Annotated in this window: 18 protein-coding genes; 7 read left to right on the top strand and 11 right to left on the bottom strand. The window is 54.5% G+C overall.

Annotated features, from left to right (window positions below; all coding sequences use genetic code 11):
* Positions 1 to 6 precede the first annotated feature (6 nt).
* The 4 genes from nikB to FPZ49_RS25705 form a co-directional block, all read right to left on the bottom strand.
* A complete protein-coding gene (gene nikB / locus FPZ49_RS25720) occupies positions 7 to 927 on the bottom strand; it encodes a nickel ABC transporter permease (RefSeq protein ID WP_144852569.1) in 921 nt (306 codons plus the stop codon).
* A 63-nt stretch (positions 928 to 990) separates the two neighbouring features.
* Positions 991 to 2,526, bottom strand: a complete 1,536-nt coding sequence (locus tag FPZ49_RS25715) for a glutathione ABC transporter substrate-binding protein (protein ID WP_186446097.1) — start codon at positions 2,524 to 2,526, stop codon at positions 991 to 993.
* A gap of 43 nt (positions 2,527 to 2,569) precedes the next feature.
* Positions 2,570 to 3,910: a M20/M25/M40 family metallo-hydrolase gene (locus FPZ49_RS25710; protein ID WP_144852566.1), complete on the bottom strand. Its 1,341-nt coding sequence runs from the start codon at positions 3,908 to 3,910 to the stop codon at positions 2,570 to 2,572.
* 186 nt (positions 3,911 to 4,096) lie between these two features.
* Entirely contained in the window at positions 4,097 to 5,359 is a 1,263-nt protein-coding gene (locus FPZ49_RS25705; protein WP_144852564.1) for an ATP-binding protein, read from the bottom strand.
* 107 nt (positions 5,360 to 5,466) lie between these two features.
* Here FPZ49_RS25705 and FPZ49_RS25700 point away from each other — a divergent pair, with 107 nt between their 5' ends.
* Positions 5,467 to 6,759 (top strand): MFS transporter, encoded by a 1,293-nt coding sequence (locus tag FPZ49_RS25700; protein WP_144852562.1) that lies wholly within the window; start codon positions 5,467 to 5,469, stop codon positions 6,757 to 6,759.
* Between the two features lie 77 nt (positions 6,760 to 6,836).
* On the top strand, positions 6,837 to 8,528 hold the full coding sequence (locus FPZ49_RS25695; RefSeq protein WP_144852560.1) for a methyl-accepting chemotaxis protein: 1,692 nt from the start codon (positions 6,837 to 6,839) through the stop codon (positions 8,526 to 8,528).
* A 76-nt stretch (positions 8,529 to 8,604) separates the two neighbouring features.
* Here the strand turns inward: FPZ49_RS25695 and FPZ49_RS25690 are convergent, their stop codons facing one another.
* Positions 8,605 to 9,963 carry a multicopper oxidase domain-containing protein gene (locus tag FPZ49_RS25690; protein ID WP_144852558.1) on the bottom strand — a complete coding sequence of 453 codons (1,359 nt, stop codon included), beginning with the start codon at positions 9,961 to 9,963 and terminating at the stop codon, positions 8,605 to 8,607.
* 90 nt (positions 9,964 to 10,053) lie between these two features.
* Positions 10,054 to 11,409 carry a plastocyanin/azurin family copper-binding protein gene (locus tag FPZ49_RS25685; protein WP_144852556.1) on the bottom strand — a complete coding sequence of 452 codons (1,356 nt, stop codon included), beginning with the start codon at positions 11,407 to 11,409 and terminating at the stop codon, positions 10,054 to 10,056.
* Between the two features lie 224 nt (positions 11,410 to 11,633).
* Between FPZ49_RS25685 and FPZ49_RS25680 the strand changes: the two genes are divergently transcribed.
* On the top strand, positions 11,634 to 12,119 hold the full coding sequence (locus tag FPZ49_RS25680) for a GAF domain-containing protein (RefSeq protein WP_144852554.1): 486 nt from the start codon (positions 11,634 to 11,636) through the stop codon (positions 12,117 to 12,119).
* Between the two features lie 67 nt (positions 12,120 to 12,186).
* Here the strand turns inward: FPZ49_RS25680 and gcvH are convergent, their stop codons facing one another.
* Positions 12,187 to 12,585, bottom strand: coding sequence for a glycine cleavage system protein GcvH (gene gcvH / locus FPZ49_RS25675; protein ID WP_144852552.1), 399 nt, complete (start codon positions 12,583 to 12,585; stop codon positions 12,187 to 12,189).
* 181 nt (positions 12,586 to 12,766) lie between these two features.
* On the opposite strand from gcvH, the gene gcvT reads away from it, so the two are divergent.
* The 3 genes from gcvT to gcvPB are packed head-to-tail and all read left to right on the top strand — an operon-like array spanning position 12,767 to position 16,767.
* Positions 12,767 to 13,891 carry a glycine cleavage system aminomethyltransferase GcvT gene (gene gcvT, locus FPZ49_RS25670; RefSeq protein WP_144852550.1) on the top strand — a complete coding sequence of 375 codons (1,125 nt, stop codon included), beginning with the start codon at positions 12,767 to 12,769 and terminating at the stop codon, positions 13,889 to 13,891.
* A 51-nt stretch (positions 13,892 to 13,942) separates the two neighbouring features.
* Entirely contained in the window at positions 13,943 to 15,295 is a 1,353-nt protein-coding gene (gene gcvPA, locus FPZ49_RS25665; protein ID WP_144852548.1) for an aminomethyl-transferring glycine dehydrogenase subunit GcvPA, read from the top strand.
* Entirely contained in the window at positions 15,292 to 16,767 is a 1,476-nt protein-coding gene (gcvPB, locus tag FPZ49_RS25660; RefSeq protein ID WP_144852546.1) for an aminomethyl-transferring glycine dehydrogenase subunit GcvPB, read from the top strand. The genes gcvPA and gcvPB overlap by 4 nt, the downstream gene beginning before the upstream one ends.
* Positions 16,768 to 16,931: 164 nt before the next feature.
* On the opposite strand, the gene FPZ49_RS25655 is transcribed toward gcvPB, so the two are convergent.
* The 4 genes from FPZ49_RS25655 to FPZ49_RS25640 form a co-directional block, all read right to left on the bottom strand.
* Positions 16,932 to 18,290 (bottom strand): ABC transporter substrate-binding protein, encoded by a 1,359-nt coding sequence (locus FPZ49_RS25655; protein WP_144852544.1) that lies wholly within the window; start codon positions 18,288 to 18,290, stop codon positions 16,932 to 16,934.
* A gap of 294 nt (positions 18,291 to 18,584) precedes the next feature.
* Positions 18,585 to 19,238, bottom strand: a complete 654-nt coding sequence (locus tag FPZ49_RS25650) for an SGNH/GDSL hydrolase family protein (RefSeq protein WP_144852542.1) — start codon at positions 19,236 to 19,238, stop codon at positions 18,585 to 18,587.
* Positions 19,239 to 19,325: 87 nt separating this feature from the next.
* The gene (locus tag FPZ49_RS25645) at positions 19,326 to 20,024 is read right to left on the bottom strand and encodes a rhamnogalacturonan acetylesterase (protein ID WP_144852540.1); all 699 of its coding nucleotides are present in this window, start codon (positions 20,022 to 20,024) and stop codon (positions 19,326 to 19,328) included.
* A gap of 43 nt (positions 20,025 to 20,067) precedes the next feature.
* A complete protein-coding gene (locus FPZ49_RS25640) occupies positions 20,068 to 21,660 on the bottom strand; it encodes a hypothetical protein (protein WP_144852538.1) in 1,593 nt (530 codons plus the stop codon).
* Positions 21,661 to 21,773: 113 nt separating this feature from the next.
* Between FPZ49_RS25640 and FPZ49_RS25635 the strand changes: the two genes are divergently transcribed.
* Positions 21,774 to 22,658, top strand: coding sequence for a helix-turn-helix transcriptional regulator (locus FPZ49_RS25635; RefSeq protein WP_144852536.1), 885 nt, complete (start codon positions 21,774 to 21,776; stop codon positions 22,656 to 22,658).
* Positions 22,659 to 22,738: the final 80 nt, after the last annotated feature.

Below are 22,738 nucleotides of genomic sequence, written 5' to 3'. Positions count from 1 at the left end.
CCTTTCCTATTCGTATTTGACCCGAGGGTCCACTAGGCTGTAGCAAAGATCGACGATCAGGTTGACCACCACAAACAGAGCGGCAATAAAAAGCACGGTCCCCTGAATGGCCGGATAATCACGGAATTGGATCGATTGAATGACGTATCGGCCAAGGCCGTTCATCGAGAAAACGGTTTCCGCCAGCACTGCGCCGCCTAGCAAATGTCCGAATTCGAGACCGATGATCGTGATGATCGGGATCAGCGCATTTTTCAGCGTGTGCTTGAAGACGACCACCTTTTCCTTCACGCCCTTCGCGCGCGCCGTGCGGACAAAGTCCTGATGAATCACCTCAAGCACCGAGGACCGCGTTAAACGAGCCAAAATCGCGGAGGACGACAAGCCGATCGCCACAGCCGGAAGGATAAAATATTTGATTCCATCGTTGCCGCCCGACGGCAGCCAGCGCAAATAGTATGAGAAGATCAAAATCAGCATCAATCCGAGCCAGAAGATCGGCATCGAAATGCCGAACAGCGAAAACATCATCGTAGCATTATCCCTGACGCTATTGGGCTTCGTTGCTGACATGATTCCGGCAAACAAACCGACAAGCACCATGATGACAATGGCCATCACCGTCAGCATGATCGTCGTAGGGAAGCGGGTCAGAATTTCGGTCATCACGGGCCGGTTGGAACGCAGCGAGGTTCCAAGGTCGCCATGAAGCAGCTGTCCGATGTAATGCCCATATTGCATATACAAGGGCTGATTCAAGCCAAGACGCTCTCGGACAAGCGCCACATCCTGCTCGCTAGCCTCGTTGCCTGCAATGAGTCGCGCCGGATCTCCGGGAACGGAATGAATCAGGATAAATACTAGAATGGATACACCAATTAAGGTTGGAATCATCTGCAGCACGCGCCGTACGATATAGCTGAGCAAAATCGGTGCCTCCTTTTATGAATACAACAGGGGGAACCAGCTCCCCCTGTTGTCGCAGCCTGCTTATTTTTTCACTACGTCACGCAAAATCAGACGCTCGTTACTCCAGCTGTACACATTGTCCAAGTTGCTTCTGTAGCCTGTCGTTTGCTTATAGTCGAGCAAGAAAATCCAAGGGGCCTGGTCTTTGACCAGCTTCAGCGCATCGCTGTAAATCTTTTTGCGCTCGTCCGGAGAAGCAGCTTTCATCCCTTTATCGATCAACGCATCCAGCTGCGGATCGGCAAGCTTGGAGTAGTTGCTCGCGCCTTTGGTCATCAAGATCGGCCGCAAGCCCCAGTCGGCATCATTCGTGGACGTTCCCCAGCTGTTGAGCGCCAGGTCGAATTCGGCTTTCGGATCGCGGGTCGCTTCTTGGAAGGCGCCGAACTCCCACTTCCGGTATTCTACTTTAAAGCCTACCGCCTGCAGATTGCCTTGAATAAACTCGGCGATTTGACGGTCCATCAAGTAGCGTCCGTCCGGCGTCCACAGCTTGATCGTCGTGCCCGGCTTCACGCCAGCTTCAGCCAGCAGCTGCTTCGCTTTTTCCGGATCATACGGATAGGCGCCTGCAGAGGAATAGCCCCAGACCATTTCCCCAATGGCGGCATCGGATACCTTGGCTTGACCGGACAAAATCTTCTTCACGATCGTTTCTTTATCCACCGCGTAGTTCACGGCTTGACGAACCTTCGGGTTATCAAACGGCGCTTTGGTCGTATTAATGGACATGTAGAGGTTACGGGAGCTCGGCTCTACACTCACTTTCACTTTATCGTTGCTCTTCAAACGATCCACATCGGTAGTAACGACAGGCACGATGATATCGGCTTCACCGGTCTCCAGCATAACGGAGCGCGCAGAGTTTTCCGCTACCGGCTTGAACGTAATGGTCCGCATCTTCGGCTTTTCACCCCAATAATCCGGGTTCGCCTCGAAGACGAGCTTATTGCCCGGCACCCATTCCTTCACTTTATAAGGACCGGAGCCGACGGGCGATTTACCGACGTCCTTTCCTTTTTCCTTAATATTCTTAGGACTTTGAATGCCGCCGTTGGTATGAGCGAAGGTGATCAAAGCAGGCCCGAATGGAAACTTGAGGTCGAAGCTGACTTGATACTCGCTGTCCACGTTGACTTTATCGATAAACTCGGCGTACAACGAATACCGGTTCAGCTTGTTGTCTTTGTTAATGACGCGGTCAAACGTGTATTTTACGGATTCCGCATTGACCGGTGTGCCGTCAGTGAATTTCGCGCCTTCACGGAGCTTGAAGGTGATCTTCTTCCCGTCGGGAGACGTGGTCCATTCTTTGGCCAGCTGCGGCACGATGGCGTTGTTCTTATCGAGCGTCACCAGCTTGTCGAAAATCAGCTCATTGGCATTGTTGGAAATGCCATCGCTGGTATCCTGCGGGTCCAAAGTAACCGGCTCGGAGCCAAAGGCCACGACAAGATCCTTCGGCTCATTCGCCGCCCCGCTAGAGGATTGGGAAGAGCTGCATGCGGATAGAACCAGAACAGCAGATAACGCGATACCTAATAATGCCCTTTTCAAAACGAGTTCCCCCTTTATTTGTCCTATGTAATCAGCCCGTGCGCTAAGCCAGTTCATGGATAACGGCAGCGGCCATTTTGATACCAGTTACATAATCGCGGATAAAAATGTTCTCATTAGGAGCGTGCTTACGCGAATCGCTATTACCTACACCGAACCCGACGGTAGGGATGCCAAACTGCTGGCAAAGCTGATACATCGGTCCCGAGCCGGGATTCATCAGTACGATCTGCGGCGCTTTCCCGCTTACGGCCTCGGCTGCTTTCATTACCTGTTGCACCAGCGGATGTGCCGGGTCCGTTTTCGCAGCTCTGGAGCCTTTCCTTGCCACAATCTCAATATCTTCGAAGCCATGCAAATCCAGGTGTGCTCGGAGCAGCTGTACAATCTCCTCCGGATCTTGGTCAGGAACAAGGCGAAAATCCAGCTTCGCTCTCGCTTCGGATGGCAGCACGGTCTTCGAACCTTTCCCTGTATAACCCGAAACCATGCCGCAAATCGTACAGGTTGGCTGAAAAATCAGCTTTTCCTTAAGCGGCATCCCGCTTAAGCCCAAAAGAAATTGATCCAATCCATAACGTGACAGCGTTTCCTTTTCGGGATATACCTGCTTTTCCAAAAGACGGCGTTCCCCGTCCGTAATCGTAGCCACACGATCATAAAATCCGTCGATGAGAACCTCTTCACCACGATTTTTCAAGGTGCTCAGTGCCCACACCAGCCGCCAGGCGGGATTCTCGATGATGGCGCCGTTGAGCGAGTGCATATCGGTATTGGCACCTCTAGCAATCAATTCCACGTAGAGAATGCCTTTCGTACCGAGCTTTAACTCGAAGCTGCCATCGTCGTTCACGATCCCATTCTCCCAAATGCACAGATCAGCCTGAACCTTGTCGGGGTGCTGTTCGATAAAATCGGACAAGTTGAGGCTGCCCCGCTCCTCTTCCCCTTCGACGATAAACTTCAAATTCACAGGCAGCTGGCCGTATACCTGCAGATAGGCATGAACGGCACACAGCCGCGCCATCAATGCTCCTTTGTTATCCGCCGCTCCACGAACAATCAGTTTATCATCCTTAATTTCGGCCGTAAATGGATCACATTCCCATTGCTCGATCGGATCCTCCGGCTGGACATCGTAGTGGTTGTAAAATGAAATCGTTTTCGTCTTTCCGGAAAAAAATTCACCGTAGACGACCGGATGACCGCTAGTGGGAATGCTCTCCGCAGATCCGCCAATTTGCCTTACTAGCGCTTCCACCATGGACGAAGCCTCTTCGATACCTCGATCCTGGGTGGAAACGCTCGGAATCCGGCATAGCTCCTGCAGCCACGATACATACATGTCCTTGTGCTCTTCGATGTAACGATATACTTGTTCCATAAGGCCGCTTCCCTCGTCTCTTCCATTCACAAAACATTAATATGAGGTAAGTATAGCACCCGGTTGATCAAATGTTTAATTTATAATTTTATGGGTTATTTATAAAAATTTTTTTTTAAATATTTTTGGGAAGCACACAAAAAAGCCTCCCGAGCAACAACCGAAGTCATTGCCAGGAGGCTTACACTATAACTGCTGCGGAAATACAATCTGGCACACGGTGCCTTTGCCTACCTCGCTGGTGATGTTAATGCTGCCCATCATGCTCTTGATGATGTTGAAGGAAACCATCGTGCCGAGGCCGGTGCCCTTCTCCTTGTTGGAAAAGTACGGCGTGCCGAGCCGGCTGATCTGCTCGTGGGTCATGCCGTTGCCGGAATCATGGATCGAGAGCACAACGGAGCGCTTCTGCTTGCGAGCCGTGATCTCCAGCACGCCTCCCCGCCCGATCATCGCTTCAATCCCATTTTTCACGAGGTTGATCAAGCTCTGCCTGAACTTGGAGCGGTCGCCCGATATCTCGAGGCCAGGCTCGAATTGAACGATGATTTCCACCCCGTTCAAGTTCGCATATGAAGTAAGCACCTTGCTGACGTAGCTGATCTCTTCGCTGATATCGAGCTTATCGATATTCTCTGGCTGAGGCTTAGCCAAGGCGAGGTAATCGTTAATAATTTGCTGGGCACGATCCAGCTCCTCCAAGCATAATTGGCCGTACTGCTGCTTTTTCTCCGGGGCAACCTCCGATTGCGTCAAAAGCTGGATAAACCCTCGCACCGTCGTAAGCGGATTACGGATTTCATGAGCAACCGAGGCGGAAATGACGCTGACAACCTTCATTTTCTCCGAGTCGATCAGTTCTTTGCGCAGCTGGACATTTTTTCGGATGGATTCGATGATGTATACGGTCATGCCCATAAAGACCGCCTGAAGGAAGTTGAATACAATGACATCGTTGATAAAGTAGCTGGGGTCAAAAAAGAGCTTGCAGAGCGCGGCCATCATTTTGGAGAGGAATGTAATCATGGACAGCACGATCACCTTTTGGGTTAAGGAAAGGCGGTTGTACTTCTTCTCCACTAGAAACATGATGATCATGGCCGTCGTCGTGGAGATGAGATTTAAATAATTGCCATCACCGCCACTTATCATGAACCGGGTGCCGATCAGGACCACAAATAAGAGAAGCGAAATGAGACGAGTACTGTAGCATATCGATAATAGAAAGGGAATCATGCGAAAATCGAAGCGGTATGTATCCTGCTGAGTAATGGGGAAGGTCATGCAGAGAACCATCGAAGCCCCGAACAACACGCTGGAGAGTACGTTTTTGAGAACGACTCTCTCTTCCATTTTTTCATTCATCAAGAATTGATAGAAAAATAATGGAAACATGACAAAGAACACATTCAGGAGCAATTCCTCAACGGTATAGTTAAACACAAGCATGCATTCACCAGCCCCAGCTTATAATGTTCAATTTTACCATCATTACGGAATAAGTTACAATTGTACTTAAAAAGCGACTAAACTTTTTCAAGAAACTAGGTGCCCGCATGAAAGCCGAGTACAAAGTGCTTCGCAGCAACATTCGCAATAACCTGTGGAACGGAATTGCCTGGTCGATCGGATTTAATTTCGTCACCCCGTTCATCGGAGTGCTCGCCGCCCAGCTGGGCGCCACGAATACGGACTATGCCCTGCTCTCCTCCATCCCCGCCCTCCTGACCATTCTGATTACTCTGCCGGTCTCGATGGTCATCGAGCGCTTTCGAAAGCAAAAACGCATTATTGCCGGACTCATTTTGCTGTGCCGGTTCTTTTACTTTTTGCTGGTGTTCGTACCTCTGCTGGACGTTTCCGCCATGACGGCTTTGATTTTACTTGTCGGGATGTATAATGCGACCAACTCGGTCATTGCCGTGGCCTGGCAGTCGATGATGGGCGAGCTGATTCCAATCAGCTACCGCAACAGGGTATTCTCGCAGCGCAACATCTGGACGGGGCTTGTCGGCATGGTTATCGCCTTCGTAGCCGGCTGGGGCATTGACCGCTTTCCTTATCCGCTCGGCTATCAGGTGGCGTTTACGATCGGCTTTGCGGCAGCCATTGTGGAGACATGGTACTTCATGAAGCTTCGCATCCCCAGCGAGGAGCAGGCAGCAGCGGAAGTCGCAGCAGCTGCGGAGACAGGCCCAAGCGTCCGAAGCGGACTTACTACTCGGAGTTTTGCACAGGCATTCAAGCTGCAAGCCGGACGCCCGTACTACTTGTTTTGCGCCAGCGCGATCATCTACATTTTCACTTGGCAGGCCGCATGGCCGATTTATACAAAGGTGAAGGTCGATATGCTCCACGCCACCAATACGATGATGAGCATCGACACGATTGTCGGCGCGATCGGGACTCTGATCGGCTTTCGTGTATGGGCCCGATTCGCAGACCGGAAAGGGACGGGACTCACCGTGTTCTGGTCCGCGCTCACGCTCGCGGTTACCCCCTACTGCTGGGTCTATGCGCCGGATATGAATTGGATTTACGTCTACGATCTGATCGGGGGCGTTGCTACCGCAGGCTTCCAGCAATCCGTCTTCAACCGGCTGCTCGAGCTGGTACCGGATCAAGGCCGTCAGCAAGGCATCGCGATCTATACGACGCTGTCGCAGGTATCGGCGATTTTTGCCCCCATTATCGGTATGCAGCTGTTCGCCTCGATCCATTACGACGTCTGCATGTCCATCCTGGGCTCCGCGCGGGTGGTCGGCTCGCTCACGTTTCTCATCATTGTGTCGCCCATGGTTTTGCGATGGATTCAGCGGCAAAAAGTGCAGAAGGAAACGATTAGCTAGAAAGGTTTTTAGCAAGATTTGTCGAATATTTTTATATCGTCGTTTCCACCATCACAACAGAGAAAAGGGGTTGCTTAATGAAAATTCGTATGAAGCTGTTTCTTTCGTTTTTCGTTATTATTGCCCTCATGCTTGCTCTTACCGCTTTCACTTATGAACAGCGCATGAGCACCCAGAACAACTTTGAGGAAATGCTGAACGATGGCAAGTTCCGAACCGATTTAAATGCCCTTGAGTACCGAGTTACCGGGATGTCCAATGATGAACGTGCCTATTTATTAACCGGGGACGCGCAGTATCCTACGGAAATGGCAGACAAAGAGAAGCAGATCGGAGCTCTGCTGTCCTCCATGAAAACGAATCCGACGCTGGATGATTCCGATGCTGCAGCGCTGGCTCAGATCGAGAAGCAGTTCGAGCAGTATTCCAATGCCAGCAAGCAGGTTCTAGCCAAAGTGAAAGCTGGGGCGGCCAAAGACGCGCTCGCGGCCCATCTGGGGGATGAACGTACCGTCCGTAAGCAGTTGGATACCGTCCTCAATCAGCTGATGGACAAGCTCGATCAAGAGATTAGCCAGGATATCGCGGATCGACATGAGGAAAAAGACCAGCAAAATCTCGTGATGCTCGTGGTTCTCCTCGCTGTGGTGGTCATTGCCGCCTTTGTCGGCTGGCTGCTCTCCCGCTCCATCACCAAGCCGCTCGGGCTGATCAACCGCCAGCTGAAGGAGATTGCGGACGGTGAAGGCGACCTGAGCCGTGAAATCGAGGTGCGCTCCAAGGATGAGATCGCCGATCTGACGTCGTCGTTTAACCGCATGGTGCGCAATCTGCGCTCGATTCTCCTACAAGCCAGAGACACAGCCATTCAAGTGGCTGCTTCCTCAGAAGAGCTGGCCGCAAGCTCCGAGCAAACGTCCAAGGCCACTGAGCAGATCGTTGACATGACGCAGCTGATCGCCTCCGGCTCGGAGAAGGAGCAGCGCCACGTGGAAGAGGCAGTACAGGCGATTCAACATATGTCGGATGGTATTCAGCAAGTCTTTGACGGTAATGAAGAAATTTCCCGCTTGGCGCAAACCGCCTCGGAGGCATCCGCCAAAGGCGCTGTAGCCGTCCAGGAAGTACTGCAGCAGATGAAGGACATCCATTTGACGGTCCAGCAAGCCGCAGCCGCCATTCAATCACTCGGCGGGCGCTCACAGCAAATTCACGGCATCACGAGCATGATTACGGATTTGGCTAACCGCACCAATCTGCTCTCGCTCAATGCCGGCATCGAGGCCGCTCGGGCAGGTGAGCACGGCAAAGGCTTTGCCGTTGTAGCCCAAGAGATCCGCAAGCTGGCGGATCAATCCGGCCAATCGGCGGGTCAAATTACGCAGCTGATTCAAGAAATTGTGCTGGAAACCGAGCAAGCGGCGAGTGCAGTACTCACCGGAACGGATCGGGTCACGAAGGGCTTGACCAAAGCCGAACAAGTGGACAAGGTGTTCCACGACATCGAAGCGAGCGTCGCATCCGTATCCCGCCACGTCGACCAGTCCGCTGCCACCACCCGCAATTTGGCGGCTTCCAGCCAGCAGATCGTCACCCTGGTGGAAGGCGTGTCCGGAATCAGCAACGATGTGGCGGCCGCCTGCCAGAGCAATTCCGCTTCGACGGAAGAGCAGCTCGCCACCATGGAAGAGATCACTTCGTCCTCCCAAGCACTTGCTAGGCTCGCAGAGGAGCTGAATGAGGTGCTGTCCCGCTTTACTTTGAAATAAACGTAATAAGAAAGCTCTCCTAAAGAGTGAACAGCAGAAGCGAAGGATGAGAAAATAGAGTCCTTCGCTTCTGCCCCTACTCCACGATGACTTTCCCCTCCATGCTCGGATGGGTGGAGCAATAATAAATATACGTCCCGGCTTCCTCGAACGTGTAGCTAAATTGGTCGCCTTTGACCAGGTTGCCGCTGCGGAACCGACTTTTCAGATCGATGACCGTGTGGATTTGCGAGTCGCGGTTCACCCAGGTCACCTTCGTGCCCTTTTGAATATGCAGCTCCTTCTCGGAAAAGGCCGATGCGTTAATTTCTACCAGCGGTCCTGCGGTAGCGCTTGTCGAAGGATCAACTGCGGGGGCTGCCCCCTGATTCGCAGGTGCCGGCTCATGATGACCCATATGCTCCATAGTACCGCCCTGCGCTGAGTCTGATGCCGCAACGATGTGCACCATCGTATGCAAGCCGCCCGGATACACGCCGTTATTCGTATTATCTACGATGTTATGGCTGTGAAACGGAAACATGCCGGCTTGGGTGAAGGTCACTAGAATATCGTACCGTTCGCCTGGACCGATGTTGATTGTATCCTTTTCCATGGGGCTGGCCATCGGCCGTCCGTCCGAAGCGATGACCCAAAAATGATGCCCGTGCATATGAAACGAATGCTCATTATAGCCGGAATTAATCAGCCGGACGAGCACCGTATCTCCGACCTTGCCCTCGATCATGGAATCCGGATCCGTCTCCGTATCGGGGTAGGCTTTCCCGTTAATCGTCCAATACCGCGGGTGAAAATCCGTCCGGTCATACGGCGTACCGGTTTCTACCGCATGATGCCATACGGGATCAATCTCATTAAGCAAAAACACATACTCCTTATCGTAGGCCGGACCGCCCGTCCAGGCCTGATTGACGCCGTCCTTCGCTTTCACGATGAAGGCGCCGAACATGCCCATCTGCAGGTGCTCCACCGTATCTACATGGCAGTGATAGAAATACGTCCCCGCATGATCGGCGGTAAAATGATACGTCACGCTCTCCCCCACCTGTACAGCCGGCGACGTGTGCGGTACGCCATCATTCGCTTGATCCGTATCTAAGCCGTGAAAATGAATCGTATGCGCCAGCAGCTTAATATCATCCTTTAAAGGGCCAATATTCGTCAGTGTCACTTCGACCGTATCGCCTTCATTCACCTCCAGCTTCGGCGCGGGAAATTGCGCGGTACCCTGCTCATTTTTCAAGCTGTAGCCCCACACATACAGGCTTTCGCCGTCCGGCATCGTAAAATGCCCGTCGGTCGCATACAGCTGAAACTTTTTCACCTCTGCGGCTTGGGCCGCAGGCAAAGGCAGCAGCCTTCCATTCATGCACGACAGCAGCAAAACAATTAGAAGCAGCAGTAAGGTACGCCGGCTTCGCATTCTTTTGTTCATACGGATGTTTATCCTCCCTATCCCCTATACAGCGTTAAAGAGAGAAGCAGCTGGCTGCCTCTCTCTTTTAAATTTAGAGCTTCGACGCGCTTAGTGGGAGTGACTGTCCATTCCCATCCCTGCACCCATCGCGTATCCGAGATGGACGGAGAACGTTTGGGTCTGCTCATCCCACGTATAGGAGCCGCCGAGCAGGCTCACCATCTCCTGCAGCGAAGCGTAGCTGTGACCGTCATGCTCATGCGGACCTGGCTCAAAGCCATAGATCAGCTGCTTGCCGTTGATGATGACCTTCATGCCATCGGTATTTTTCAGCTCGGTCGGCAGAGCGAATGGGCCGCCGATGTTCACTACGACCGCGGACAGCTTCGCATTCCACTCGGCTTTACCGCCCAGCGCTTCCGCAAACGGTACGATGGCAGCATAGACATGGTTATTGTGCAGATGCGGCAGCTTATAATCGTAAATCAGCGGCTTGCCATTGACGAGGACTTTAATTGAATCTTTAGGAGCAACCACGATGGTTCCGACCATTTTATCCCCGGTGTGCAGGTAGCATTCATATTGGTAGGAGCCTGCTTTGGAAAAGGTCAGCTTGTAGGACTTCATCGCTTCAATGATCCCCGAGTTCAAAAATCCGGTACCATCAAATACGGGTCCGCCCGTAGGAGGCATAAATGCTGGATTGAAGCCCCCATGGTCATCGAAAAAGCTCAAATTCGCCGGCTTATTAAACGTCACCCAGTGCGGCTCGTAATGATTCGCGTTGGTCCACTCGACGGAGTCCCCTTCGCTAATATAGAGTGTCTCCGGCATCATCCGGTTGATCGTAAAGCCCTGATGCCCTGCACCGGCCTCAATTTGGTATGTAAGCGAGCCATTCTTGTCTTTCACAACCGCGTAGTCTTGGGAGGCTTTAAACAGCGTATCCGACTGGGCTTGCAAATCATCCAGCTGTGCTTGAGCGGAAGCGGCTTGCTCGATCACGCTCGGAATCGGCTGGCCTTTCGGAATGACGACAACGGTTCCTTTCATGAGCGGGTGCAATATACAGTAATAGGGGTAGGCGCCAGATGCGGTAAAGGTAATGGTGAAGGATTTGCCTGGCTCTAGGACGCCAGTGTTCAGCAGCTTTTTGCCGTCCCACTTCACTCCGTCCGGGCTGTTCGGAGCCAAATTCGCGGGATCCTGCGGAGATAGCGGAGCCGATCCGGCCAAGAACGTGACAGTGTGCGGCGCAAACCCGGCACCATTCGTAAACGTTACAGTATCTCCTTCGTTAATGTAAATCACTTTCGGAAACATCGAGTCGATGCTTACGCCATCGCCCTGCTTGCCGACCGCAACGTCCCACTTCGCAGGCGCACTATCTGCCGCAAACACAGTTCCCAGCGCAAACAAGGATAAAAGCAATGCCAAGATGGACAACCCCAACTTCCGCACCATGAATTCCAAAACCTCCTACAATTGTTGTTTTCAAAACATGATCATTATACTATGCAAAAATGGATACAATTGGTTTATTAAGCTGAATTTATCAACTTGACTAATACTTTATATGATTCATGCTTTTTCGATAAAAGCGCTTATAAGTTGACATTTATCCGCAAACTTTATAGGCTTAGCTCATGGATGTGCAACTCAGATCTTGACAGAAAGAAGGAATCCCGATGTTTCAAGTTCAGCGCTATGAGGGTACAAGAGAAGATACATACAGGCTGGTTATTCAACAGCTTCGGCATCTGCTTGAGGATGAACCGGACGCCATCGCCAATCTCGCTAATGCGGCGGCCCTGCTCGGCCAATGCTTAGACCGAATCAATTGGGTCGGCTTCTATTTATTAAAAGGTTCGGAGCTGGTGCTCGGCCCGTTCCAGGGCCTACCCGCTTGCACACGCATTCCAGTGGGGAAAGGCGTATGCGGCACCGCTGTCGACAAGCGCCAAACGATTCTCGTGGAAGACGTGCATGCGTTTCCCGGTCACATCGCCTGCGACGCCGCGTCGAACTCCGAGATCGTCGTCCCTCTGATCAGCCCAAGCACTGGAGAGCTGCTGGGTGTGCTCGATATCGATTCGCCGGAGAAGGCGCGTTTCGATGAGGTGGATCAAGCGTACCTGGAGCAGTTTTGCGAGATGCTGGTGAAGTTTATTTAAACAAGATAGGACCCTATTAGACCGAGATTAGGATCAGCTCCCGCTTCTCGGACTTAGGGTCCTTTTTTTAATGTGCCGCTTCGATGTACGCCTCATATTGCTCCGCGGTCAGCAGCCTCTTCAGCGCTTCCCCGTCCTGCGAATCCAGCTCGATCTCCACCATCCAGCCTTCCCCATACGGATCCTCGTTGACGGCCTCCGGCTTGTTCAGCAGCTCCTCATTGATTCGGGATACCTTCCCGGATACCGGGGCGAACAAATCGGACACCGTCTTGACCGACTCGATCGTGCCGAGGCTTTCGCCAGCCTGCACGGCTTGCCCGAGCTCCGGCAGCTCCACGAACACAATGTCTCCGAGCTGGCTTTGCGCAAACGCGCTAATGCCGACTCTCACCGTGCCCGGCTTAAGCACCTCCGCCCATTCATGCTCCTCGCTGTATAGCAGATCCGGTCTTACTGTGCTCATCTGACTCCACCTCTCCTCGATTACATGCTTCTCTACAGCATACCGCCCGCAAGGACAGGATATGCCTTCATAAATCGCCGTCCGCTGGAGTAAATATGTAAGAAGAGCTAACAGTTGCAACATTGTTGACAACTGACATCATGGTTCCGGATGTAACAGTTGCAACATAAGGAGGCGGAGCATGAGCCAATGGAAGCGAACCCCCATATTCCCGTTATACGCTGACTTTGCAGCCGTGAAATGCATCCCGTTCGGAGGCTGGGAGATGCCCGTTCAATTCGTCAGTATTCAAAAAGAGCACGAAGCCGTGCGCTCCCATGCCGGTTTATTCGATGTTTCCCATATGGGCGAGGTCATGGTAACAGGGCCGAAGGCCGAGGCGTACTTGCAGCACATGACGACCAATGACGTGGAACGGCTGGAGGACGGCGCTGCGCAGTACAGCCTGCTCTGTTACCCCGACGGCGGCGTGGTGGATGACTTACTCGTGTACCGCTTGGCCAAGGACGAGTTTATGCTGGTGATCAATGCATCCAATATCGAGAAGGATTGGGCTTGGCTGAACGAGCATGCCGCTGCCTTCCCAGAGGTGTCTCTAAAGGAGGTTTCCGAATCGACCGCGCTGCTGGCGCTTCAAGGTCCGAAGGCAGCCGACATCCTCTCTCGAGTGACTTCTTACCCTATCGATTCGCTAAAAAGCTTTCAGTTTGCCCGAGATGTCTCCGTCTGCGAAGTCCCCGCCCTTGTCTCCCGCACCGGCTATACCGGGGAGGATGGCTTCGAGCTGTACACGGCGTCGCAGGATGCCCCGGCGCTCTGGCAAGCGCTGCTGGCTGCCGGGAGCGGCGATGGGCTGCTGCCAGCCGGCCTCGGCGCGCGGGATACGCTTCGCTTCGAAGCGCGGCTGCCGCTTTACGGCCAGGAGCTGTCCGCTGCGATCTCGCCGCTGGAGGCCGGGCTTCAGCCCTTCGTGAAGCTGGACAAAGGCGAGTTCATCGGGCGGAGCGCCCTGCTGGAGCAAAAGCAAGCCGGGCTGAAGCGCAAGCTGGTCGGCATTGAGCTGCTGGACCGGGGCATTCCCCGCTGTGGCTACAGCGTCTACGCCGGCTCTGCCGCTCCCGATGCCTCCCCGGTCGGAGCGGTGACAACCGGCACGCTGTCTCCGACATTGGGACGCGCGATCGGGCTGGCGCTGGTTGATGCGGAGCACGCCGGGCTGGGGCAAGCGCTGTGGGTGGAGATCCGGGGGAAGCGACTGCAAGCCCGCGTTGTTCCCACTCCCTTCTACAAACGGCCCAAACGCTGACGCCATGAGGTCAGAAGAATAGGAGATCAGGAGACCAAAGGAGATGAGCCCATGCTGCATCACTACTTACCGATGACCGAAGCGGATCGGGCCGATATGCTGCGAACGATCGGCATCTCCTCCATCGAGGAGCTGTTCGCCGATATTCCCGAAGCCGTCCGCTACCAAGGGACACTGCCTGTGTCGGAAGCGCTTGATGAGCCCTCCCTACTGCGGCATATGCGGGAGCTCGCCGGGCGAAACGCCGATCTGGAGCGGTATACCAGCTTCCTAGGAGCTGGACTCTATGACCACCACATTCCGGTCGTCATTAACCATGTGCTGTCCCGCTCCGAATTTTACACCGCGTATACGCCATACCAGCCGGAGATCAGTCAAGGCAGCCTGCAGGCGATGTTCGAATTTCAGTCGTACATCTGTGAGCTGACCGGTCTCGCCGTCGCGAACGCCAGCATGTACGATGGCGCGACAGCGCTGGCGGAAGCCGGGGCACTGGCCTGCAGCGCGACGAAGCGCAAGCGGCTCGTCGTCTCGCGCTCCGTGCATCCGGAGTCGCGGCAGGTGCTGCGGACGACCGCTCGCGGGCTGCAGCTGCAGGTCGCAGAGGTCGGCTGCGCAGACGGCGTGACGGATTGGACGGAGCTGGAGGCTGCCGTGACCCAGGATACGGCAGCCGTCATCGTGCAGACGCCGAATTTCTTCGGCTGCGTAGAGGATTTGGCGGCGGTGGAGGCACTCATCCATGCCGCCGGCGGCCTGCTCATCGTCAGCGCGAACCCGCTGTCGCTGGGTCTGCTCGAGGCGCCCGGCAAGCTCGGCGCCGATATTGTCGTCGGCGATACGCAGCCGTTCGGCACGGCCCCCTCGATGGGCGGGCCGACCTGCGGCTATTTCGCCGTAGCCACCCCATGGATGCGCCGGGTCCCCGGCCGCATCTCCGGCCAAACCGTCGACCGCGACGGCAAGCGCGGCTTCGTCTTGACGCTGCAGGCCCGGGAGCAGCATATCCGGCGCGAGAAGGCGTCGTCCAACATTTGCTCCAATCAAGCGCTGCTCGCGCTCGGCGCCTCCGTCTATTTGTCCGTCATGGGCAAATCGGGCATTCAGGAGGTCGCCCGGCTCAATGTGCACAAAGCGCACTACGCCGCCAAAGCGCTAACCCAAGTACCTGGCGTAAGCTTGGCGTTTGCCTCGCCGTTTTTCAATGAATTTGTGATCCGGCTGCCGGAAAGAGCGTCGGTCGATGACATACAGCGACAATTGCTTCGAGAAGGCATTATCGCGGGCTATCATCTGGGAAGGGATGATCCGGGGCTGGCCGGCCATCTGCTGATTGCGGTGACGGAGCGAAGGTCAAAGGATGAGATCGATCACTTTGCACGACGATTGGGGGCGTGTCTATGAAGCGGCCGCATGAACAGGAGCAGCCGTTGATTTTTGAGCTGAGCAAGCCGGGACGGGTGGCTTATTCGCTGCCTCCCTGCGACGTACCTGCCGAGGAGCTGACCGAGCTGATTCCTAGCGGCCTGCTGCGCCAGCAGCCCCCTGAGCTGCCCGAGGTGTACGAGGTAGATGTGATCCGCCATTATACCGCGCTGTCCCGGCGCAATTTTGGCATCGACAATGGCTTTTATCCCCTCGGCTCCTGCACGATGAAATATAACCCGAAGATCAACGAGGACGTCGCCCGGCTGCCCGGCTTCGCCCGCATCCATCCCTACCAGCCGGAAGCGTCGATTCAAGGCGCGCTTGAGCTGCTCTACCGTCTGCAAAACGATCTGGCCGCAATTACCGGCATGGACAAAGTAACCCTCCAACCGGCCGCAGGGGCGCACGGCGAATGGACCGGGCTCATGATGATCCGCGCGTATCACGAGAGCCGGGGAGAGCGCCGCACCAAGGTCATCGTCCCCGATTCCTCCCACGGCACCAATCCGGCCAGCGCCACGGTCGCCGGCTTTGAGACGATCACGATCCCGTCCAACAAGGACGGCTTGGTGGATTTGACCGAGCTGCGAGCCATCGTGGGACCGGATACGGCAGCGCTCATGCTGACGAATCCAAACACGCTCGGCTTGTTCGAGCAGCACATCGTCGAGATCGCCGCGATCGTCCATGAAGCGGGCGGCCTGCTTTATTACGACGGCGCAAACTCCAACGCGATCATGGGGATCACGCGTCCGGGCGATATGGGCTTCGACGTCGTGCACCTGAACCTGCACAAAACGATGAGCACCCCGCACGGAGGCGGCGGACCAGGGGCGGGTCCTGTGGGAGTGAAGCGAATTTTGGAGCCGTTCCTGCCCGCTCCAACGGTCGAACGGAAGCCGGACCCCGACGGCGCCTACTATTTCGACTACGACAAGCCGCAGTCGATCGGTCGCGTCAAGCCGTACTACGGCAACTTCGGCATTCTGGTTCGCGCGTATACGTACATTCGCACCTACGGTCCGGAGGGGCTGCGGCAGGTGTCGGAGTGCGCAGTGCTGAACGCCAACTATATGCTGCGGCGGCTGGCGCCCTACTTCGAAGCCCCCTACGACCGGGTGTGCAAGCACGAATTCGTCCTATCCGGCAAAAAGCTGCTCCCCTTCGGCGTCCGCACGCTCGACGTGGCCAAACGGCTGCTCGATTTCGGCTACCACCCGCCGACAATCTACTTTCCGCTTAACGTCGAGGAATGCTTAATGATCGAGCCGACCGAGACGGAGAGCAAGGAAACGCTAGATGCGTTCATCGAGACGATGATCCAGATCGCCTGGGAGGCGGAGCATGAGCCGGAGCTGCTGCGACAAGCGCCGCACCATACCGTGGTCAGGCGATTGGATGAGACACAGGCGGCGCGCAAGCCAATTTTGAACTGCACCTGCGGGTAGACAAAAAATAAAACCGGCGGCGAGCCCCGCACTTCAACTCACGATTGAAGCGCAGCAGCTCGCCGCTCTTTTTATACCTCGCTCGCTGCAAGCTTTACGCCGCGAGGCTCAGAAAACGCAAAACGGCCTTGCCCGCAATCGCTTGCGTACAAGACCGTGTTCGCTTACTTCTTCGTTTTTACCGCGTCGACCGCTTTATTGGCGCCTTCCTCGATCTTGCGGAACAGCGTGTTGAGGTCGGTGTTACCGAGCGCCGCCTCGTGGGTGGCGTCTTCGAACGCTTTTTGCGCATCGCCTTCGTAGTTCGATTTCACCGGCATCGGCGCATATTTGTTGTAGAAAATCGCGCTCAAGTTCTTATCCTTATACTTGCTGTCCAGACCCAGCTGCTTCTTAATCGCATCGTCCTTCAGCGAAGTCATCGTGCCTGCACGGGCTTGCTTCGTCTGATAATCCTTGTCCGTCAGGAACTTGATGACCTCCATCGCCTCATCTTTATGCTTGCTTTGCGCCGTCACGCCCCAATAGAATGGGTACGCGGACGAGCCTACGCCCGGAAGATCCTTGAAGGTCGGCAGCGCCGCGATATCCCAGTTCATGCCTTCGGAGCCCGAAGCGGCCCAGTCCAGCTCGGACAAGTACGCAATCATCGCCAAATTCCGGTCCTTCAAGAACGGATCCTTGTACGGCAGCTTGTTCTTGAGCGCTTCTACCATCGTCTTTTTAAAGCCGGGATCGGCAGATGGGGTCACATAATAGGTTTGATAAATTTGCTTCCACTTCTCAGCGGTATTGATCGTCGCTTTATCCGTTTTCGGATCCAGGAAGGTCAGCGAATACTGATTGGCTCTCAGCGTATGCGAAGGAGACGATGCGAAGCCCAGATATTGCTTGCCGCCGTCATTGCGGTTCAGCTTCTTGGCCAGCTCCTGAAGATCGTCCCAAGTCATATCGTTCTTCGGATAAGGTACGCCGAATTTATCGAAGATATCCTTGTTATAAAATAAAATGACGTTCTGCGTAAACACCGGCAGCCCATAAATACCGCCGTTCTTGGACATCGCCTTCGCATAATCGATCATCGTCGGCTCAAAGGCGCCCACATCGATATTATGTTTTTTGATCAGATCCGTCATGTCATAGCCGAGCTGATAGGTCGTCACCGTATTAAAAAAGTTAACGCTTTCATAATAAATGTCGATTTGCTGTCCTGCAGCGACCAACTCGTCAATGTTCGTTCCGGCCGCTTTTTTGATGTACTTAATCTTAATATTCGGGAACTGCTTCTGAATCGGATCGCTGTACTTCTGCTTGACCTCTTCCTCCGAGGTGGCGGCTGTCGAATACAGGACCAGCTCCACCGGATCCTTGCTGACCGCCGGCTGTGCTGGCTGCTGCGTTTGCTGTGATTGCTGCGGGGCCGTACCCGGATCGGATTTCGCTTCCTGCTTACTGCCGTTGCTGCACGCGGACGTCAAGGCTACCATCACCGCAGCCGATACTAACAAACTTTTTTTGACCATGGATTTCCCCCCTATTTATTTACCCAAGAAGCTTGTCCGACGCGATCGGAAAGACCTCCATTCCATGATGCCCCACTCTCAAAGAAAGCGCTTTAATTTGTCGCTTAGACAAACCATACCATATCTGTTTCTGCTAATCTTTATACTATTTTGCGGTTTTCAGGAAAAAATTTAAAATTTTTGCTCGAATCCATCTGAAATATCCCATTGTCCAAAATGGCTAATGGGACTCCCCCGCCGTATCGATAGCAGGGGACACTCCCTTTTTAGCGCGCGCCGTGAGGCGTTCACTTTTTACTTGTTCCAGTCAAACCCTACGGCACGCAGGAACGCTCTGGCAATCGTCGAATGACCGATCAGGCTGGGATGAACGCGGTCCCATGCCAAGGCAGCCGGATAAATATGCTCCAAAACCGGGGTGAACGCCGCCTGGGTATCGACGAACTTCGTTCCGTACGTTTCGGCCAGCTCTTTGACGACCTTGCCATATTGATCCATCGTGCTGCGCATAGCATCGGCTTGATTCGGCTCGATATAAAATGGCGTCATCAAAATGATCCCTTTGACGGAAGGCAGCGTCGATTGAATAAGCTCCTCCAGCGTGCTGCGGTATTCATCGATATACACATGGGATTCGGTGATCAGAGGCTGATCGTACTGGCGCCACACGTCGTTGATCCCAATCAGAATGGACACCCAATCCGGCTTCAGGTCGAGCACATCCGTCTGCCAGCGCTCTTGAAGGTTGCGCACGGTATTGCCGCTGATCCCCATGTTAATAATGCGCAGCGCCAGCTCCGGGTACACGGTCTGAATGAGCGAATTGACCACAGATACATACCCTTTGCCATAGGAATCGTTTCGGCCTTCGCCATGCGGGCGTTTACGCTCTGTATCAGTAATGGAGTCACCAATCATAACCAGCTTGTCATTTTGCCCAAAAATCATGTTCTACGTCCTCCCATGGGTTTGTATTCATCTTTACAGTCTTTACAGTCTTTACAGTCTTTACAGTCTTTACAGTCTTTACAGTCTTTACAGCAACCACTGAGCCAGCGGAATTCCCGCTTGCTTCAATTCTTCAGCGACCAGCTTGGCCACTTCCAGCGCACCGGTCTCGTTAAAATGCGTGTTGTCCTCCAGCCCCTCCGGGTAGTTTGCGTGCTCCTCCGGCTTCAGCCAGACGAACCACGCCTTCGAGTCCTCCGCGCCCATCGCCCGATAGGCCGACTGTGTTCTCGCGCAAAGGTCCAGCACAGGCACCTGCAGCTGATCTGCAAGGCGCATAACCGCTGCCGGATACTCCCCGTGGGACGGGATCAGCTCGCCCGACGGGCCGAAATGTCGGCGCTCCACCGACGTGAGCAAAATCGGATGCGCTCCCTTGCTTCGGGCCAGCTCGATATGCCGGCTGAGCTGCTGCGGATAGGTCGTATCCGGCTCGGTATGCCGCTCCTCATCCGGCTTCTGGTCATTGTGACCGAATTGAATGAGGAAATAGTCGCCAGGCTCGATGCCTTGCTCAATCTGCTCCAGCAGGCCTTCCTCGATGAAGCTCTTGGAGCTGCGGCCGTTGCGTGCTGCATTAACTACCGTAATGCTGGGCTGAAAAAGCTCCCCCAGCCGCTGTCCCCACCCGGCCATCGGCGAGTGCTCCGGCGGGTAGTTTGCAGCCGTCGAATCGCCTGCAATAAATACTTGGATGCCGCGCTGTGCAGCTTCATTGGATGTCATTTTCGTGCGGACTCCTTCCACTTCTAGTACCTCTTGTATTCAATCATGCCTTCGTTTGACGGTAAAGCCAATCATTATCGGTCTTATGCCCCAGCCCGTCATAGGCGGCACCGAAAAAGCCTTGTCCGGCGACGTAGGCCGGAACCAGATCCAATCGGCCGGATAATGCGCCTGCCAGCTGCAGCAAAATTAACGCTTCAGGACAATCCAGCTTTACATACGCCAGATCCTCTGAGCGCAAGAACAGGCCGTTGCGGAATGTGCGCTCGAGAACGCGATGGCCGATGTGCTCCGCCGCAGCCAAGTACGGCTCCGCCTCGCTCCACCGATACAGCTCCAGCAGTGCACAAATCGCCAGCGGATCGCTGCATGCGCTTTCAACGAGGAGTGCTGGCGGCTGGCCAGGGGCGCTGCCGATCTCTCCAAGACCAAGATCCAGCGCAATATTGCGGGCGATGCTCCACAAGAACGAATCTTCGGTCTGGCGGAAGCCGAGCACATAAGACCATAACAGCAGCGCATCACCTTTACCCGACTTGAACGCCTCGCCTTTCCGGCCGTAATACCCGTCTTTCTCCATCACCAGTCCGGTTAACCTGGTTCCGTTCGTTAGAATCGGATGGAACGTATTATCGTGCATGTCGTAGGCATATCGGCCATAGGCGGCCAAATCCTCCGCTGCCCACTGCCCAAGCTGCTCGCCTGCGCTGCCCAGCTTCTCGGCCAACGTCAGCTTGCAGATCGCCGCCGGACCCAGAATGGTTCGCAGCTGGCGAAACGAAGTCAGCGTCGCTTCAATCGGCTGATGCTGGCGCAGCTGCTCCCCGAACTGCTCAATGGCCCGATCGCCTCGTTGACCCGGCAAAATCGAGATGCTGAACTGATACCCGCCCAGTCCCGTCTTGAGATGGCGGGTCTCGACGTACCGGCGCGCCAATTGATTCGCCCACTGCAAAGGCCGTTCGTCGCCGCTGAACTTATGCAGCATCGATGCCGCATAGATCAAGTCGCTGCCCGCATTGATGAAGGTGAGCCCGCGCCCTTCAAAAAACACTTCCCCGCCGGCATACGTCCGGCTCCAAACCCCGCCCTCCGGGGCCTCAACCGGCTTGCCATGGCGGCTGAATTCCAGGTTGGACCAGTCCGTAATATGGCTGTCCCAGAACGCTTCGATGTACTTGCGCGTCTCAACCTCATCCACCTCATGCATCCATTCATAGAACGGAAAATGGCACTTCAGCTCATGCTGGGGACCCTTGTCCGAGGCGAACACCTTCTTTTTGTCCGCCAGATCAAAGGTCATGTGTCCGCCCCACCACAGCAAATCGCCGTAGCGCAGCTCTTGAAACGCGTAGCGAAGCGCCTCGTCCGCCGCATGCCGGTACTTATCCTCACCCGTCAGCCGACTTAAGCCTACGAGGGTGCGAAACAAATGCTGCTGATTCGCCAGGTTCGAAACGATCCAGCGCTCGCCATCCGATGACCACTCGACTGGCGCCAGCGTCTGCACCTGCAGCCCATCGGCCAGAAGCGGCGTGGCAGCGCTGCCGTACCGGTCTTTCCCATGCTCCAGCACCGTATCCGCAAACTGCGCCACGGCCCTGATAAAAACATCGCCGCGTGAATTCATCGTCATCCTGCCATCCCTCCAAAATCATATCATTTTTTCATGCTTTTCGGACGATTTTTTGCTACTATCAATCTAGCAACCTAAGGTATTGTGCATACTGCAAAGGAGAGATCCAACCCATGTCTGCCCAGCCCAACCCGGACTCTACCGCCTGGCCTACCTATCACATACGCGACAACGCGCTGACCGTTCAGCACATGCACCGTCACGGGTATGTGGCGATGAACAGCTTCCATCTGCATGAGTACTACGAAATCTTCTACTTGGTGAAAGGGGAGCGGATCTATTTTATCAACGACCGGGTCTACACGGCGAAGCAGGGCGATCTCGTCATCATTAACCCGCACGAACTGCACCGCACCACCACCAGCCCGAATGTCCAGGAATTCGAGCGCATTCTGATCAATTTCAAGCCGGAGCTGCTCCACTCGATGGAATGGGTGTCCGGTGAAGAGCTGCTGCCCTTTGCGCAGGGCTCCTGCCTGCTCCGGTTCTCGGAAGCGGAGCAGCCTGAAATTTACCGCATGGTGCAGGAGATGCTCGCCGAATGCCGCCAGCAGCGGCTCGGCTATGAAGCCTTTGTGCAGGCGAACCTGATCAAGCTGCTCGTCCGCATTCGCCGTCACGAGCCGCACCAGACCGACCAGCATCAGCCCTTTGCCCATCCGATGCACGAGAAAATTTCTGAAATCGCCGCCTTCTTAAACCAGCATTATCATGAAGACATCACGCTGCACCAGGTAGCGAAGCAATTTTTCATCAGCCCTTTTTACCTGAGCCGCATATTCAAAAAGCTGACCGGCTTCCAATTCCGCGAATATTTGCTTGCCGTGCGGGTGAAGGAAGCGCAAAAGCAGCTTCGGGAGAGTCAGGAAAAAATCGTTACCATCGCGCACAATGTCGGCTTCGAGCATGTGTCTCATTTTAATACGACGTTCAAGAAGATGATTGGAACGACGCCGCTTAAATACCGTAAATCGTACTCCCTCGAGCACCAAGATTAACCTAGGCTATCATCATTCAACCATTCAATAGTAACCATAACATATAAAAAGTGCAGATTCTTCTTGGAATTTGCACTTTT

It is taken from the genome of Paenibacillus cremeus, from assembly GCF_007786445.1.
In the GTDB taxonomy this organism is placed as follows: domain Bacteria; phylum Bacillota; class Bacilli; order Paenibacillales; family NBRC-103111; genus Paenibacillus_G; species Paenibacillus_G cremeus.
Note: the sequence above shows the minus strand (reverse complement) of the source record. Positions and strands in the feature narration are given on the sequence as shown.

Bases quoted from the DNA above. Each gene is read 5' to 3' on its own strand.
- gcvH (WP_144852552.1), bottom strand. From the start codon at position 12,585: ATGAGCACAGTAAGACCGGATCTGCTATACAGCGAGGAGCATGAATGG.
- FPZ49_RS25710 (WP_144852566.1), bottom strand. From the start codon at position 3,910: ATGGAACAAGTATATCGTTACATCGAAGAGCACAAGGACATGTATGTA.
- FPZ49_RS25685 (WP_144852556.1), bottom strand. From the start codon at position 11,409: ATGGTGCGGAAGTTGGGGTTGTCCATCTTGGCATTGCTTTTATCCTTG.
- FPZ49_RS25690 (WP_144852558.1), bottom strand. From the start codon at position 9,963: ATGAACAAAAGAATGCGAAGCCGGCGTACCTTACTGCTGCTTCTAATT.
- FPZ49_RS25645 (WP_144852540.1), bottom strand. From the start codon at position 20,024: ATGACATCCAATGAAGCTGCACAGCGCGGCATCCAAGTATTTATTGCA.
- FPZ49_RS25700 (WP_144852562.1), top strand. From the start codon at position 5,467: ATGAAAGCCGAGTACAAAGTGCTTCGCAGCAACATTCGCAATAACCTG.
- gcvPB (WP_144852546.1), top strand. From the start codon at position 15,292: ATGAAGCGGCCGCATGAACAGGAGCAGCCGTTGATTTTTGAGCTGAGC.
- FPZ49_RS25655 (WP_144852544.1), bottom strand. From the start codon at position 18,290: ATGGTCAAAAAAAGTTTGTTAGTATCGGCTGCGGTGATGGTAGCCTTG.
- FPZ49_RS25650 (WP_144852542.1), bottom strand. From the start codon at position 19,238: ATGATTTTTGGGCAAAATGACAAGCTGGTTATGATTGGTGACTCCATT.
- gcvT (WP_144852550.1), top strand. From the start codon at position 12,767: ATGAGCCAATGGAAGCGAACCCCCATATTCCCGTTATACGCTGACTTT.
- gcvPA (WP_144852548.1), top strand. From the start codon at position 13,943: ATGCTGCATCACTACTTACCGATGACCGAAGCGGATCGGGCCGATATG.
- FPZ49_RS25680 (WP_144852554.1), top strand. From the start codon at position 11,634: ATGTTTCAAGTTCAGCGCTATGAGGGTACAAGAGAAGATACATACAGG.
- FPZ49_RS25695 (WP_144852560.1), top strand. From the start codon at position 6,837: ATGAAAATTCGTATGAAGCTGTTTCTTTCGTTTTTCGTTATTATTGCC.
- FPZ49_RS25640 (WP_144852538.1), bottom strand. From the start codon at position 21,660: ATGACGATGAATTCACGCGGCGATGTTTTTATCAGGGCCGTGGCGCAG.
- FPZ49_RS25635 (WP_144852536.1), top strand. From the start codon at position 21,774: ATGTCTGCCCAGCCCAACCCGGACTCTACCGCCTGGCCTACCTATCAC.
- FPZ49_RS25705 (WP_144852564.1), bottom strand. From the start codon at position 5,359: ATGCTTGTGTTTAACTATACCGTTGAGGAATTGCTCCTGAATGTGTTC.